The following is a 14,361-nucleotide window of genomic DNA, read 5'->3' as shown; positions in this document are numbered from 1 at the left end:
TGAACAGATGCCTAGTCAACAGTAGAAATAGTTACGGGAACACCCGTATCGAGCCGCAGTAAATTGGTTGTCAGCACCGTATCGCCAATCGATAAACCATCCATGATCTGAACCATGCCTTTGGTGCGGCTACCGGTTTTCACGTCACGTCGTTCTGCACTTCCATTTTTGAGTCTGAACAGTGAATAGCCTTTGGCATTCGGAATGAGCGCTTCCGTCGGAATCAGGATACCATCCTGAGCAACGTGCAAAGCAAAGGCGATTTTAGCCGACGATCCCGGCACAAGTTTGCCATCCCGGTTCTCGCTGACGGCTTTCACCAGCAGGCTCCTTGTGTTTGACTCCATTTTGGGTTCGGTAGCGGTGACTTTGCCAGCGAACGAGCGATTACTATTCTCGGTCGTAAAGTGAATGGTTTGACCGGGCCGAACGTCGGAAGCGTATTTTTCGGGAATGGTAAAGTTGATTTCTACCCGACTCACATCGTCAAATGAACTCAGTACCGTTGAAGGCGTCACATACGCGCCAACGTCAACACGTTTTAAACCCAGCCGACCGGCAAAAGGAGCGCGGATCTCGGTTTTCGCCAGATCCACATCAATCATGGCTATTTCGGCCTGTAGTACGTTCAGGTTGGTTAACACCTTATCATATTCCTGCTGATTGACCGCTTCGGTAGCGAGCAATTCGCGGAATCGTTTTTCGTCGAGCTTTGCCAGTTTTTCCTGGAGGGCGATCCTGCGTTTTTTTGCCAGTAGATCGGCATCGTCTAACTTGTATAGCAGCGTCCCCTGCCCAACGAAACTACCTTCCCGAGCATAGACCCGAACCAGTTTACGAGCCACTTCACTCACCAGATCGACCTCCTGGTTAGCTGCGATGGTTCCTGTAGTCTGGAGTTCGTCTGTAATTGTTTCGCGCTTAATGACAAAAACATCGGTAGCCACTTTGTTTTCGGCGGGCGGTGTTGATGGAGCTTTCGTATTCGAAGGCTCTGGCTTATTGGAGAAAAGCTTCGGCGTGATAAAAAAAAGCGCAACCGTTAAGGCGATGATACCGACGATGAGCGATTTTGTTCGACTATTGATCGTTTTCATACTAATTGAGGTTGTATTGTTTTATTGTTCTACAATTATCGAACTTTAATTGTTTTATGGATATCGAACAAGTGTGCCTGCCGGATGGTTTCCTAAACGTGAAAAAAAATCAAGTGAATTATTTTTAGTCCACTAATCGTTGTAGTAGCAATTACTGTAGCTACGTCTTTTCTGGTAGCTACCAACGAGCAGAAATTGGAAGGAGTAGACTTATGAAACAGTACCAGCACCCCACCGCCGAACAGATTACCCTGACCGGTGTGCTGCACGCTCTGAGTGATCCGGTGCGGCTGAACTTTATACAATGCTTAGCTAAACTAACGAGCGAGTCGCCCTGTGGGGCTATTCCGTCGCCCGTTGCCAAATCGACCATGTCGCATCACCTGCGCGTGTTGCGAGAGGCTGGTATTGTTCATATCCGAACCGAAGGCACCCAGAGTTTAACCTCCTTGCGGCTGCACGAACTGGAAGCAAAATTTCCGGGTCTGCTGGATTCGGTCCTGAAAGCTGCCAACGAAACGAGCCCCCTTACAGAAACAGAAAAGTAGCTTAGCGATTCATGAAACGGGATTGAGGCTGCGTCGCATAAAGCCTTAACGACCGGCTGCCCTAACTTTTACATGTCGTTAACATTGTTTTACAGGTGCCTGTCCAGGTGATTCACCCAGGGCCAATACATTTGCCCAAATGGACATGTTGCACCGATGAACAACTTTGGCAGAACGTTAGCTTATATCCTCGGGTTTATTCTCAGCTCTAGTTATTACCCGGCTTTGGGTCAGGAAAAAGAAACCTGGATTACGAAACCACAGGCACAATGGCCCCTCATTTCGATGATCAATGAGGTTTGGTTTCAAAATGGGGAACGCTACGTACATCCTTCTTTTGACTACGTTGCGACCGGCTTTCTGATCCAAACCGGTACAGATACGCTGGCCGTTACCGCCAAGCATGCTTTATGGGTTGCCAAAACAAAAGCGATGAAATCGGTAGATTTTGGCGGTGCGCTTCAAAAATGGCTCATGCATCCTAAAAATAACCTGGCCGATTCGGTATTGATCGATTATTTGCTGAATGCAGATACCACTGAAACACTCTCAGGCAGGCAATCGACCATTACCCAGCGCGACTGGCTTGTTTTCAAAACCAAGTATCGTTCACCCGCCATTCAGCCTTTAAAGCCCAGATATACCCTGGCAAAGCCGGGAGAAAAGGTATACATTTTTGCCTGCCCTTACCAGGAAAAGAACTGCGTGGTCTACAGCGGACGGATACTGGAATCCAAAGGAAACCGGTTAATTATCACGAGTGATACGTCCCAAAAAGTTTCCGGGTCCAGTGGCTCGCCTATTGTCGATGAAAACGGGTATTTACTTGGCATTCTTGGCGGCAGTTCGGTTAATAACAAAACGAGCGAACCAGCCCTGTATGGTACAACTACACATTATCTGCAAAAAGTACTCCGTCAAACCCGACCTCTGAACGTACCCTTGACCTCCATTGGAGAGGTCTTGCTACCGATCATTGACAAGCAGGGCATCGATCAGGCTGTGAGGCATTATCGAACCTTGTATAACCAGGACCAGAGCCACTTCATCTATAACTTCGATTCTCAGGAACTTAATACGCTAGCCGATGGGCTCGTTCGGGAGAAAAAGCTGAATGAAGCCGTCCAGATTTACCTTCTTAGCCTATCTGAGTTCTCCTGGAGCTCGGGCACCTACTATTCGCTGGGAAATACGTATGCACTAATGGGAAAAACCCGACTCGCCAGACAAGCTTACACGCGATCGATCCAACTCTCCCCCGACAATAAGGAGGCTAAGCAAGCACTTGACAAGCTTTCCAACCAGTAAGTATCTTTCACACCGTCAAGCCTTCTTTCTACCCATTTATCGGATGCAATTAGTGCCATCAATGGTTGTTTTTCTAATCCGTTTCACCCGTTACTCCATGCAGTTCAGGTAGTTCTTTATGCAGTTCAGGCAGTAGCTTCTGGCTTAACCGGTGCCCAACGTTGTACGTTTGCATCGTTCCTCAGGAAAACCAGAAACAACAAATACTGTCATGAAAACATTTACTCGATTAGCCGTTCTGGCGCTTGCACTGGTCTGTTCAACAGACTTCGTTATGGCCCAGCAATCGGTTCGGCGGCCAGCGCCGAAAGCTGTTTCCACAGCGAAAAAACCCGTCGCGAAATCAGCTACAAGCCAGGTCCGTAAGCCGGTAACGGCCACAACCGCTCCCAAAACGCAGACACAGGCACCTGCTCCGGTAGCCAGTCCGGCTGCCGCCGAAACTCGCCAGGCGCCCGCTACACAAACTATAGCTCGTCCCCAGCCGGGGGCTCGTCCGGCGGCAGCCCGTACGTATAGCACAAGATCTTCGCACCGAAGTCGCGCGGTATATCTTAATGCAGGAATTGGGCTAGCCACTTATTATGGTGGTGGTCTGCCACTAGGTGTCTCCGTGGAAGTAGAAGCCAAAAACAACTTTTCTATTGGTGGCTCAATCGACTACTATCGCTACAATTACGGCTATTATTCAAGTGGTTATAATTTCGTTTATGCCGGAGCCCGCGCTTCCTATCACCTGGGCGAAGCATTGAATGTTCAGAACAATAGCTTCGATCCTTACGTGGGTGCATCGCTGGGTTTCCGGTATGCAGGGGGTGGGGCTTATAGTTATAGCTATTACGACTATGGCAGCAGCTACAACAGTGGGGTATTCATCGGATTACACCTGGGAGCCCGGTTTATGTTTGCTCCGAAAGTCGGCGCATTTGCCGAAGTAGGGTATGGCGTATCGGCCGTTAAACTGGGGCTGACGGCTAAATTTTAAGTAAGCACTGCCAATCAGAAGGTACGCATCACGTCGTCCTTGCTTGACAATGACGCTAGCTTAAGCCTGGATCGACCTGGTGCGTACCTACTGAAAAACAACATTAATAATCAAATACAACAACGAAAACAACCAGACACATTCGCACCATTCTTCGCACCGAGCGGGCACGGTTTCTGGGTATGGAAACTGTAGTTTCCCGCCCTGTTCGTCGGACGGCTACTTTCACAACCGGTCGGTAATCGTACCAGCCTGTCTGGCTAAAAATGACTTATAAATTGTACCGTCAGCTCAAGGTGTAGTCCTTATCATCGAATAGTATGGTAAGGGCTTTTTTGTGGTTAGTGGTTTATAGTAGCGATTCTCAATTTCCACTTAGTCAATAAACCATCCAATTTCGATTATAATCCATTTTGTCACTATCGGGCACATACTGAAATTGCAAGCTTGGCGTTTTCTAGGAAACATCCTATTCTATGAAAACAACCTTACCTCTGTTATTGGTTGCACTATCTTTTGCAGGGCAAGCCCAGCCTGTTTCGCAACAGGTAAATACGCAGGCCGGTTTAAATCCCTTCACCCGAAAAAGCTGGCAAATTGGTATTCAGGGAGGTTATTCCAAAGCAGAATTCATATCCAGAAATAGTACAATCCAGCTTTATGGCGGCTATTTTGTAGCAAATAAGCTTTCAATGGGTCTATCAAGTACTTGGGTGGCTGAATGGACACGCAATGTTTTGCATGAAAACACACTCACAATGGGTCCTGCCATACGGTATCAACTGACTCAAACACGCATTTCGCCCTTCCTGGCAGCTTCTTATCAAATTGGAGCGCGTACGCTTACCATCGCTAACGTTACAGTCAATCCAGCAGCCGTTGTTACCGTCATAACAACACCAACAGGCTCATACAGTACGATTAGCGGCTCAAATTTTAGTTATACTGCCAGCAATAAACCTACTGCTATCCATTCACGCTCACTTACAGCAGGAATAAGTGTTGGCGTAGTCTCATCAATACGTATAGATCTTGCGATTAACTGGCAGGGTAATGCATTTCCTTCTTATCCAGAAATAAAGCGTGGGCTTTTCCAATTCCAGTTTGGCCTTAATTATCAGCCGGGTGCTACATACCATTATTCTCTTCGGAGAAAAACAAGCCGTTAACTACAAATTCAGTAATTTCTTCAGCTTGTCGTAAAAGCCGGTATTTCGAAACGTAAACTGTTTGTGAAGAATGTAATTACTGATAAAACTAAGGCCCATTCCGGAGGTATGCGCCACCAATTTATTGACATTTACTTCTTTCACCGAGGAAGGAATTTTAACTACAATTGACCGGAATGTTTCGATTGAAAACGTGTAAAGCAGCGAAGAGCCGTAAACAGTGATGATGCAGGATAGTACTGAAACAAGCGTGAATTTGGCAATTTCCCGCCGGGTTTTGGCCGAGTTTTTCGCGTTAAAAGCAAAGAGTTTGGTCAGATAGAATCCAATAAAAAAAGCAGCTACATAACCAGCGAGCAGCGCCTGCTCATACGTTACCTGAAACCATTCCTGAAGTAAAGTACCAACTACCAGTTGCAGTGAAGCGCCAATAGCAGCGACAATAAAATAAGCAATGAGATCTCTTCTGTTGAATAGTTGGCTATTCATAAATGCGTTAAAATGAAACGGCAAAGATAGAGAAAAGCACAGTTAGCTTACTGCCGTTCAGGAAACCATACCCATATTCAGCCATTATTGTCGTATTCGGTTGCACCAGGCTTTTTTTAAGGTTCAGGCATTAATCCGCTACGCCATTCTATCCTTACTGTAAAAGGAGAACTAAGTCCTGTAGCCCCTTCAGGCATAGCCACTCATAACCAGCCATATACAAAGAGCGATCCATTTCCTGACTGTTTCCTCAGGATTGGATGACTGTGCCAGATTATGACGTTTCCAGTTCATTCGGCGGTTATTCCTATTGAGCCCCCGCTTTTGTCAGTTGATACAGGATACCCTTCTTCTCCCCTCATTCAGCCGCCATTTTTGTGTCATCAAACCGACAAGGTTCAGTTAACCTTCTTCTTTTTTCACCAAAAACAACATTGATCCTAATGAACACTCTTTTCTCTTTCCGGCGCTCAGCACTGCTTGTGCTACTGGTTGCCGTTTCGCTTTCGGCTTGTAAAAAAGACAATTCAGACCCCGCGCCTGATCTGGCTAGCCGCGTAGCTGGTTCGTACAATTTCTCGGAACTGGTCACTGGCGGAAAAACCTACCCAGCCAGCGAAACCAATCTGAAAGGCACTATGAACGTAACCCGGCAGACGGCAACTACGGTCTCCATTGATGTAGCCATCAAACTTAAATCGACGAATGAGTTCTTCATTGAAGATTCGGCCGATGATGTAACTGTCGTTGAAGCAGGTAGTGGCAAAGTGGAGTACCGACTGAATGGCACTGTAATCGCAACGAGCATCGGCAATAAGTTAAGCATCAGTGGCGAAGACGATAATGGCGTTGACCTAACTGTTTCTGCAACCAAGTAATCAAACCTTCTCTTTTTGAACCACCGCAACAGCGGATTAAAACCATGAACTCTATCAAAAAATTTACCTTGCTGGCATTAGCCACCCTTACTCTTTCAGGATCACTTACCAGTTGCGCTACCGTTTTCGGCGGACGTGTCACCGAAGCTCAGAAACGTAAACCGATGCCAGGCGAACCCCAGCGGCAAGTTCGCACCGGAGCCTTAATTGCCGATATTCTATTGTTCTGGCCGGGCACTATCGTTGATTTTGCAACCGGTGCTATCTATAAACCACATCGTGGGGTAACAGCGCAAAAAACACCAGCGAATCAATCCAATACTACCCAGAAACAAACAAATTGAATTTTAGCCTGTCACCAGGTTTATCAGACAAATCCCCGGCGAGTAATTGCCGGGGATTTTTATTCAACATGATACAAACAATTGCGGGCTAATAATTCCTATACGTATTCTTGTATTTACCTATATAATTATATTGCGAATTGAAACTGGTGATTAGCGAAATGCAACTCACTACCTTGTTTCTGTGCCTTTATTCATGGTGAGTGATTGATGAAATCCTAAATTGGTGAAACTCCTTAACCCTGATTTTGCTCAATTCATTGCCCGGTTCATACAGTTGATGAATGTGGCAGATGCGGTGCATATTTGGCAATAGTACCTTTATAACGCCAGGAATTTCGCCTAGAAGTGTGCCCCCTGATCAACAAGCGACGTAAAAATTGTCTATGAATAAGCCAGTTCGTTTTTCGCCCCTGGGACCGTTCTGTTCCCATAGCAGGTGGACCTACGTCCTGGCTGTACCTTGTTTTGCGATTCTGTTCGGCCATCTGCTTGTCGGCGATAATTATTGGCACAATGGATGGGTATTTGCAGAAGCAACGGTTCTTAACGGGTTCCTGCTTTCCGGTACTTTTTTTACGCAGAATCAGGTATCCAAACGAATCACTGAACGTTACCCCCGTTTCGAGCAGACAACGCGCCGAATACTGACAGCCCTTTTGGCTCAAACGACTCTGTCAGCATTCTTCCTGACAATCACGGCTACAATCTACAGTCAATTGCGGTTAGCTGGCTCTTTGTTTACCTACGAAGCGCAAACCCAGGCTTACGTTGTTACGCTGATCTTTACGGTGCTGGCAGTGGGTATGGATGAAACCGTTTATGCACTAAACCAGTGGCAACAAAATCAGGTCAATAAGGAAAAACTAAAAGAAGAAAACCTGAAGGGACAATTACAGGGGCTCAAAAATCAGGTCAACCCGCATTTTCTGTTCAACAGTCTCAATTCACTCTCATCGCTGATTGCCGACGAGCCGCAACGAGCTGAGCAATTCGTTGACCAGATGGCCCGCGTGTATCGGTATATGTTACAAACCAACCGAAGTTCTGAGCTACTCCTGGCGACTAATCAGGCCAACAACGATGAGTTGACAACGCTTGATGCAGAGCTGGCGTTTATCGACTCATACTATCATCTGCTCAAAACGCGGCACGGAGACGGCTTGTACCTGCATGTCCGCGTATCCAATCAGTATCGTCAGCATCGATTACCTCCTCTTACGTTGCAATTGCTTGTCGAAAATGCGGTCAAACACAATGTTATTCTGGCGAGCCGACCTTTGTCTATCTCAATAGAGATCACAAAACAAGGTCACCTGTGCGTACGCAATAATCTTCAGAAAAAAGCAACCCGACCAGGATGTACTAAAATCGACGAGCTGGAATCAACCCAGGCTGGTCTGGCCAACATCCGGGCAAAATACCAACTGCTGGCCCAATCGGAACTCAATATTGAAACGGGTCCAGACTTTTTCACAGTTACCATACCTCTTTTAGCAAAAGCCTCTACCACCACATGAATGCATTGATCGTTGAAGACGAAGAATTAGCTGTCCGTAAACTCCAGAAACTGTTATTTGAGGTAAAGCCTGACTTAACCATTGAGGGCGTAACAGCCAGTATTGAAGATACGGTAGACTGGCTTGAAAACCGACGGGCAGCCGCACAACCGGAACCCGATCTTATTTTTCTGGATATTGAACTGGCCGATGGCCAAAGCTTCGAGATTTTTGAGCGGACGTTGGTAAAAAGCACGGTTATTTTTACAACCTCCTACGACGAATATGCCTTGCAGGCGTTTAAGGTCAATAGCATCGATTATCTGCTTAAACCGGTTCAACGCGACGACCTGCAACGGAGCCTCCAAAAATATGAATCCCTGCGCGGCAAGCCTGTTAATGACCCCGTTCATAACATCGAGAAATTACTGCAACAAATTCAGCGGCAGGCCCCACGCGACTATCGCCAGCGGTTTCTGGTTCGGCAGGGTCAGCGACTACTGTCTGTTGAAGTGGGCGAGATTGCCTATTTCTTTACCGAAGACCGCTACAGTTTTTTCACGACCCATTCCGGCCAGAAGTTTCTGGTTGATTATACACTGGATGAACTGGCCGACAACCTCGACCCGAATCGATTTTTCCGGATTAACCGGGGTGTTCTGGTTACGCACCAGGCCGTTGATCAGATGCAGCCTTATTTCGGGAATCGGCTCGCTTTAAACCTGCGGCCTGTTTTTGATAAAGAAGCGCTGGTAAGCCGCGAAAAAGTCAGTGATTTTAAGACCTGGATGGGCAAATAATACCCTCCGGATCTCCTCATAATGAGTCTTTTTTAGCTTTACCAATTGGCACCCCAACCCCAAATGCTCTGGGATCGCTTGGCGGAACGGTTTTACCTTTCCGCTTTTTGCCATTATTCGTAGGAGCTACGACGGCATTCGGATCAGGTGTCGATTGAAGCATCGTTCCGGGGCCCGATAATGGTGTATCAACACCTGGTATGGGAACTCGTGTTGTTGTGGACGGTTCGCGGGGTGTTTTGGTTGAGTCGATCTGGCCGAAACAAATTGAGCCACACAAACTAATTGACAGGAAAAATAAGACCGAACGCATACGAAAAGTTAGTTAGTTGAGTAAATCGTTTTAAACTAACCTTCTCTTGGTTAGCTCTCTTGTCAACTAACAGATGTAGGTAACAGTTTAAGCAGGTTGTAATCAGAAAGTAAACTTTACCGAATCGCTTCTTTTGAAATGGCTATCCAAGCGTTTCAGCTTACCCTTCTATGCCTACCTACGAACGATTCATGCGAACAAACTTCCTGCTGATCATTGGTCTACTGATCAACCCGAGCATTGGAGCCCATGCCCAACAGAAATCAACGGGCATATTTGATGGGCAGAATACTATTGGTACGGCCACCCAACCCATGGCAGCCCGCTACACTTCTACCAGTCAGGCGTATGAACTAAGTAGCGTCGGAGCGGTTCAGGATGGGGCCAACTTTCTATGGAAACGAATCAAAGGCGATTTCATCGTTTATACACGCGGACATTTTCAGAGTAAAGAGCCTGGCCACAAAATCGGCTGGATGGCACGGGCTACTCTTGAACCGGGTTCGCGGCAGGTAAGTGCGGCTGTTAATAGCGATGAGCCTGCTTCGCTGGAATTTCGCCGAACAGACGGCGGTTCCATAGACCAAACCCAGACTACGGTCAACAATGCCGACATCATCCAGCTTGAGCGACGCGGCAATACCTACACCATTAGAGCGGCCCTATTCGGAGAACCGTTTCAGGTTCGGGAAATCACAGAAATCAACCTGGGCGATGAGATTTACGTCGGTCTATTTGTTAGTACTTCCCATAAAAATGCTGCGGCAAAAGGTGTATTTCAGGATGTGCGCATTACCGTACCAGTCAAGGCAGACGCAAAGCCGGGCCGAATGGATTTAGGCAGCCGGATCGAATTGCTGGACATTGTTACGGGCAAGCGTGAGGTCATCCACACGGCCCCCAACTCTATCCAGGCTCCCAACTGGACAACGGATGGTAAAACCCTGATCTACAACGGACAGGGAATGATCTATACGTTCGACCTAACCAGTCGGCAGCAGAAAGTACTCAATACAGATAACATCAAGAACAATAACAACGACCATGTTTTGTCTTTTGACGGGAAACTCCTGGGACTAAGCAGCGGTGTCAGTGAACTGGGCGGATCGATCATCTACACCGTTCCCGTAACGGGCGGAACACCCAGGCAGATTACGCCTAAAGGCCCCTCGTATTTGCACGGATGGTCGCCCGATGGTAAGAGTCTGGTATTCTGCGGTTCGCGAAACAATGAATATGATGTCTATAAAGTTTCGGTCGATGGTGGCCCCGAAGTTCGGTTAACCGATGCCAAGGGACTCGACGATGGGCCGGAATTTACGCCCGATGGCAATTATATTTACTTCAATTCGAACCGGACCGGCACCATGCAAGTCTGGCGTATGAAACCTGATGGTAGTCAACAGGAAGCGGTTACGGATGGTGAATTTCACGACTGGTTCCCTCATATTTCACCAGACGGCAACTGGATCGTTTTCCTGTCGTTTCTAAAAGACGAAGTAGCTGCTGGCGACCATCCGGCTTATAAGCACGTTTACCTGCGGATGATGCCGGTCAAAGGAGGCAAACCTACTGTTATTGCCTACCTCTATGGCGGCCAGGGTTCCATTAACACGCCTTCATGGTCGCCCGATAGCAAACGAATTGCCTTTGTCAGCAATACCGATGTGAGTACATTAAGCCCGATTGAAATAACGGGTAACTAATCAATTGACCCCTGTCAGGGTATAGTAAACCAGTCGGCAAATTATATATCCGAAGGCAAATCCCATTAACCTTAATTAACACAATGAAAACAAGACGTGAGTTTCTTAAAGCATCGGGCTATCTGGCAGCCGGTGCCGTTTTAGCACCAAACCTGGCAAAAGCGGCTAAGGTGAGCAATGTGGGTATTCAATTATATACCGTCCGCAAAGAAATGCTGGCCGATGCAGCAGGAACGCTGAAACAGTTAGCCAAAATTGGCTATAAACAACTTGAATCAGCGCGCAGCGATAAGGGCAACTTTTACGGTTTGAAACCTAAAGAAATCAAGAAGATAGCCAGCGATCTGGGCATGACCGTACGCAGCGGACACGTTCACATCGATAAAGACTGGCAACGGTCGATCGATATGGCGGCTGAAGCGGGTCAAAGTTATCTGGTCTGCTCGTCGTTACCGTCGGAGGGTCAGACAGTGGCCAATTACCAGCGCTGCGCCGATACGTTTTCGAAAGCCGCTGAGGCCTGCAAGAAAGCAAATCTGGTATTCGGTTACCACAATCATGAGTATGAATTCGAGAAAGTAAATGGCAAGGTTCTATACGACATTCTGCTGGAACGCACCGATCCAAAGCTGGTAAAAATGGAAATGGACCTGGGCTGGGTTATTGTAACGGGCAATGATCCACTGGCTTATTTCAAAAAATTTCCAGGACGTTTTCCGCTATGGCATCTCAAGGACATGGACAAGGTCAAAAAGGAAAGCACTGAATTCGGTAAAGGGCAGATCAATATCAAAACCATGCTGCAAAATATCGACAAATCGGGGATGAAGTTCTTCTTTGTTGAACAGGAAGAATACCCAAAAACAGCCATGGAGAGTGCCAAATATGATTACGATTACCTGGCAAAACTCACCTACTAACGCATCCTTATTGAAAAAAACCCAATAGTCTACAGTGATCGCAATGCTAAAATCAGTTTATCTGGCACTCATGTTCGTGCTCGAAATAGCGATGCTTATCATACTGGGCTATTGGGGTCTTCATAATACGAACAACCGGTTGGCAGGGTATGCACTGGCAATTTGCCTGCCCTTGCTGGCAGCCGTTTTGTGGGGTCGGTTTGCAGCACCCAGATCTGCACACCGATTAACGCTTCCCTATCGAATCGTATTCAGCCTGACGTTATTTGGCATTGCTGCGTTGCTGCTGTTTAAAACAGGGCACATTACCCTCGCCATCGTTTTTGGGCTAACCGCCTTAGCTTGCCAGTTATCGGCCCTATTTTTTGAACGATAAGGTTATACTCCAGGCCAACAGGAACAAAGATTCCAGCTATTTCTCAACTATGCTTAATTTATTAAGCTATAGTAAAATAGTGTACTTCGATAAAACATCTTTTCTAATAGAATATACTAATCAGCAACATTATACGTACAGAAATGTAAATTAATTGAATCCTATTCTGTTAATATGTTTACGCATCTACCATTTAATATATTTTTCGTGTCTTAATTAACGCTATTCAGTCTAACAATTAATAACGATCTCCATCATTATTTAGAATAAATAAATACAACCTGAACTGCGCCCATAGAGTATTATGCATACTTCATTAACTGACGAGAATATAATTCGCTTATACTTACCCAATCAGCCAAATCAGTGTTTCGAAACACTCTATACGCGATACGTTAATAAAGTTTATCGGCGCTGCTTATCGCTCACTCAGGATTCTGCCAAAGCCGAAGATTTTACCCACGACATCTTTCTGAAGGTGTTCGATAAATTAGATAATTTTCAGGAACGCGCCCGTTTCTCAACCTGGCTCTATTCGATCGCGTACAATTACTGCCTCGATCAAATTCGCATTTCCAAGCGAATAAACACAGTCACCATTAGCGACGACGACGATCTTGATATGCCTGATATTCAAGAGTCTGCACTCCGTGAAGAAACGCTCCACATGGTAAAGCGGGCTATGGATACGTTGTCCAAAGAGGAAACAGAACTTCTTCGACTGAAGTATGAAGATAGCATGAGCATCGATGAAATTGCTGATTTATATGACCTTAAAGCCAGTGCGGTTAAGATGCGACTTAAACGTATTCGCGACAAGATTCATCGGCTCTATGAGCAGCAGTACAACAGCTAATTGATGCCAGAAAATTTTTCGAAAATTTCAGGTGACCGAATCAGGAGGTTTTATTCTAAATACCAAAACCTCTACTAGCCAAAAGTTACTCTAAGCCCAATCGTACTGATTGGGCTTTTTGTTTTTGCCCTATTCTATGCAACCGGACCCTCTCGCGACTAAGTAATTTTACTTAATAATATCAATAGAAATTATTCATATATATTTTTTATTAATTATATCAATATATATACCTACAATTAATTACACAAAATATAGTATTCGATTTATTTACGAAATAAAAACATACTAATATAAAGTATTTGTTGAACATATTAGATATAATAAATCTAAAATGAAGCGAATTACGTACGCACCCAGATTGGCAAACGCTTGTTAAACTAACCCAAAGTAGCCCATGACTAAGTTGCTATCGGATGAGGAGATGATTCGCGTTTATTTACCTTCACAACCAAATCACTGTTTTGAGACACTTTATAATCGCTACGTCAACAAAGTATACCGTCGCTGTTTATCACTAACCCAGGACTCAGTCAAAGCCGAAGATTTTACCCACGATATATTTCTGAAGGTATTTGACAAATTAAGTGCATTTCAGGAACGCGCCCGTTTCTCAACCTGGCTCTATTCAATTGCATATAATTACTGCCTGGATCAGCTTCGACTGGCCAAACGAATCAATACCATTACGCTTGGTGAAAGTTCGGAATATGACCTACCAGAGACCGACGAAACCTCTCTGCGCGATGAGGCTATCCAATTAGTGCAGCAGGTGGTAGAACGACTGTCGTCGGAAGAAACGACCCTGTTACGGCTTAAGTATGAAGACGGTATGAGCATTGATGAACTGGCCAGTCTTTATAATATTAAAGCCAGCACTATTAAAATGCGGCTTAAACGCAGCCGTGATCGAATTTATCGTTTATACCAAAAACAACATCGCAGCTGATTAATCTATCCTTATCAACCACTTATTCAACTGATTACATCATTTACGATCCGATAATCAATCAACTTTATGATGGCTATCGGATCGTATTTTTGTCTTCCTGGGTTGAAGTCCGTGTAGCGTT

At 45.8% G+C, this 14,361-nt stretch carries 16 protein-coding genes; 13 read left to right on the top strand and 3 right to left on the bottom strand.

The annotated features are described in order from the left end of the window. Positions 1 to 11 precede the first annotated feature (11 nt). The gene (locus G8759_RS07370) at positions 12 to 1,097 is read right to left on the bottom strand and encodes an efflux RND transporter periplasmic adaptor subunit (protein WP_162387594.1); all 1,086 of its coding nucleotides are present in this window, start codon (positions 1,095 to 1,097) and stop codon (positions 12 to 14) included. 212 nt (positions 1,098 to 1,309) lie between these two features. Between G8759_RS07370 and G8759_RS07365 the strand changes: the two genes are divergently transcribed. The 4 genes from G8759_RS07365 (at position 1,310) to G8759_RS07350 (ending at position 5,107) form a co-directional block, all read left to right on the top strand. Then, positions 1,310 to 1,645 carry an ArsR/SmtB family transcription factor gene (locus G8759_RS07365; protein WP_167206605.1) on the top strand — a complete coding sequence of 112 codons (336 nt, stop codon included), beginning with the start codon at positions 1,310 to 1,312 and terminating at the stop codon, positions 1,643 to 1,645. 156 nt (positions 1,646 to 1,801) lie between these two features. After that, positions 1,802 to 2,953 (top strand): trypsin-like peptidase domain-containing protein, encoded by a 1,152-nt coding sequence (locus G8759_RS07360; RefSeq protein ID WP_167206603.1) that lies wholly within the window; start codon positions 1,802 to 1,804, stop codon positions 2,951 to 2,953. Positions 2,954 to 3,164: 211 nt separating this feature from the next. Beyond that, entirely contained in the window at positions 3,165 to 3,938 is a 774-nt protein-coding gene (locus G8759_RS07355) for a hypothetical protein (protein ID WP_167206601.1), read from the top strand. Positions 3,939 to 4,414: 476 nt separating this feature from the next. Continuing rightward, on the top strand, positions 4,415 to 5,107 hold the full coding sequence (locus G8759_RS07350; RefSeq protein ID WP_167206599.1) for a hypothetical protein: 693 nt from the start codon (positions 4,415 to 4,417) through the stop codon (positions 5,105 to 5,107). Here G8759_RS07350 and G8759_RS07345 read toward each other — a convergent pair whose 3' ends face one another. Continuing rightward, positions 5,108 to 5,596, bottom strand: a complete 489-nt coding sequence (locus G8759_RS07345) for a GtrA family protein (RefSeq protein WP_167206597.1) — start codon at positions 5,594 to 5,596, stop codon at positions 5,108 to 5,110. A gap of 443 nt (positions 5,597 to 6,039) precedes the next feature. Here G8759_RS07345 and G8759_RS07340 point away from each other — a divergent pair, with 443 nt between their 5' ends. The 4 genes from G8759_RS07340 to G8759_RS07325 all read left to right on the top strand — a co-directional run bounded on the left by G8759_RS07340 (position 6,040) and on the right by G8759_RS07325 (position 9,117). Further along, positions 6,040 to 6,474: a hypothetical protein gene (locus G8759_RS07340; RefSeq protein ID WP_167206595.1), complete on the top strand. Its 435-nt coding sequence runs from the start codon at positions 6,040 to 6,042 to the stop codon at positions 6,472 to 6,474. 44 nt (positions 6,475 to 6,518) lie between these two features. Continuing rightward, positions 6,519 to 6,818 (top strand): hypothetical protein, encoded by a 300-nt coding sequence (locus tag G8759_RS07335; protein ID WP_167206593.1) that lies wholly within the window; start codon positions 6,519 to 6,521, stop codon positions 6,816 to 6,818. Between the two features lie 386 nt (positions 6,819 to 7,204). Beyond that, complete coding sequence (locus G8759_RS07330; protein ID WP_167206591.1) at positions 7,205 to 8,338, top strand: sensor histidine kinase; 1,134 nt, start codon at positions 7,205 to 7,207, stop codon at positions 8,336 to 8,338. Further along, positions 8,335 to 9,117, top strand: a complete 783-nt coding sequence (locus tag G8759_RS07325; protein WP_167206589.1) for a LytR/AlgR family response regulator transcription factor — start codon at positions 8,335 to 8,337, stop codon at positions 9,115 to 9,117. Before G8759_RS07330 ends, G8759_RS07325 begins: the two co-directional genes overlap by 4 nt. Before the next feature lie 16 nt (positions 9,118 to 9,133). Here the strand turns inward: G8759_RS07325 and G8759_RS07320 are convergent, their stop codons facing one another. Beyond that, entirely contained in the window at positions 9,134 to 9,430 is a 297-nt protein-coding gene (locus G8759_RS07320) for a hypothetical protein (RefSeq protein WP_167206587.1), read from the bottom strand. Between the two features lie 170 nt (positions 9,431 to 9,600). On the opposite strand from G8759_RS07320, the gene G8759_RS07315 reads away from it, so the two are divergent. The 5 genes from G8759_RS07315 to G8759_RS07295 all read left to right on the top strand — a co-directional run bounded on the left by G8759_RS07315 (position 9,601) and on the right by G8759_RS07295 (position 14,237). Next, the gene (locus G8759_RS07315) at positions 9,601 to 11,136 is read left to right on the top strand and encodes a TolB family protein (RefSeq protein ID WP_232074162.1); all 1,536 of its coding nucleotides are present in this window, start codon (positions 9,601 to 9,603) and stop codon (positions 11,134 to 11,136) included. An 83-nt stretch (positions 11,137 to 11,219) separates the two neighbouring features. Continuing rightward, positions 11,220 to 12,056, top strand: a complete 837-nt coding sequence (locus G8759_RS07310) for a sugar phosphate isomerase/epimerase family protein (RefSeq protein WP_162387582.1) — start codon at positions 11,220 to 11,222, stop codon at positions 12,054 to 12,056. Positions 12,057 to 12,099: 43 nt separating this feature from the next. Then, entirely contained in the window at positions 12,100 to 12,432 is a 333-nt protein-coding gene (locus tag G8759_RS07305; protein WP_232074161.1) for a YrdB family protein, read from the top strand. 304 nt (positions 12,433 to 12,736) lie between these two features. Next, positions 12,737 to 13,288, top strand: coding sequence for an RNA polymerase sigma factor (locus G8759_RS07300; RefSeq protein WP_167206583.1), 552 nt, complete (start codon positions 12,737 to 12,739; stop codon positions 13,286 to 13,288). A 397-nt stretch (positions 13,289 to 13,685) separates the two neighbouring features. After that, positions 13,686 to 14,237, top strand: a complete 552-nt coding sequence (locus G8759_RS07295; protein ID WP_167206581.1) for an RNA polymerase sigma factor — start codon at positions 13,686 to 13,688, stop codon at positions 14,235 to 14,237. Positions 14,238 to 14,361 lie beyond the last annotated feature (124 nt).

Origin of the sequence: Spirosoma aureum, assembly GCF_011604685.1 — a bacterium.
Lineage (GTDB): Bacteria > Bacteroidota > Bacteroidia > Cytophagales > Spirosomataceae > Spirosoma > Spirosoma aureum.
Note: the sequence above shows the minus strand (reverse complement) of the source record. Positions and strands in the feature narration are given on the sequence as shown.